At 57.3% G+C, this 712-nt stretch carries 1 protein-coding gene; it reads left to right on the forward strand.

All coding sequences use genetic code 11. The features are described 5' to 3' along the window. A partial coding sequence (locus AC5V8P_RS25870; protein ID WP_495474091.1) for a phosphopantetheine-binding protein occupies positions 1-712 on the forward strand: 712 nt, incomplete at both ends.

Below are 712 nucleotides of genomic sequence, written 5' to 3' on the forward strand. Positions count from 1 at the left end.
GACTACCAAGTCAAAATCCGCGGCTACCGGATCGAGCTGGGCGAGATTGAAACCGCGATCCAGCGGATACCAGGTGTACGTCAAGCGGTGGTCATCGACCGGACGGACGAGCGTGGGCACAAGTATTTGTGCGGATACATCACGGGAGCAACCGAGCTACGGATCGAGGAGGTACAAGCTGAGCTGGAAGACAAGCTGCCAGCGCACATGGTGCCTGCACGCCTGATGCGTCTAGAGGCCATTCCGCTGACCAGCAACGGTAAAATCGACCGCAAGGCCTTGCCAGAGCCGGAAGGAAGCATCCCTACGGGAGCAGCTTATGTGGCCCCGCGTACGAAGGTGGAGCAAGTACTGGCCGCGGTATGGGCCGGAGTGCTGGGCGTGGAAGCCGTAGGCACGCAGGATAACTTCTTCGAGCTGGGCGGCGATTCGATCAAAGCCCTGCAAGTCTCGTCCCGCTTGCTGCAAGCCGGCTATCGACTGGAGATGAAAGACCTGTTCAGTCATCCAACAGTGTCTGCATTGGCGCTGAAAGTCCAATCGGTTACCCGATTGGCGGATCAGAGCGAAGTAGTGGGCGCGGTGAAGCTGACACCTGTTCAACACTGGTTTTTTGAGCAGAACCTGACGGATGCACATCATCATAACCAGTCGATTATGCTGCATAGCCAGGACGGCTTTGATGAAGTGGCACTGCGCACAGCGATGAAGT

Source organism: Paenibacillus sp. N119s, assembly GCF_059447605.1.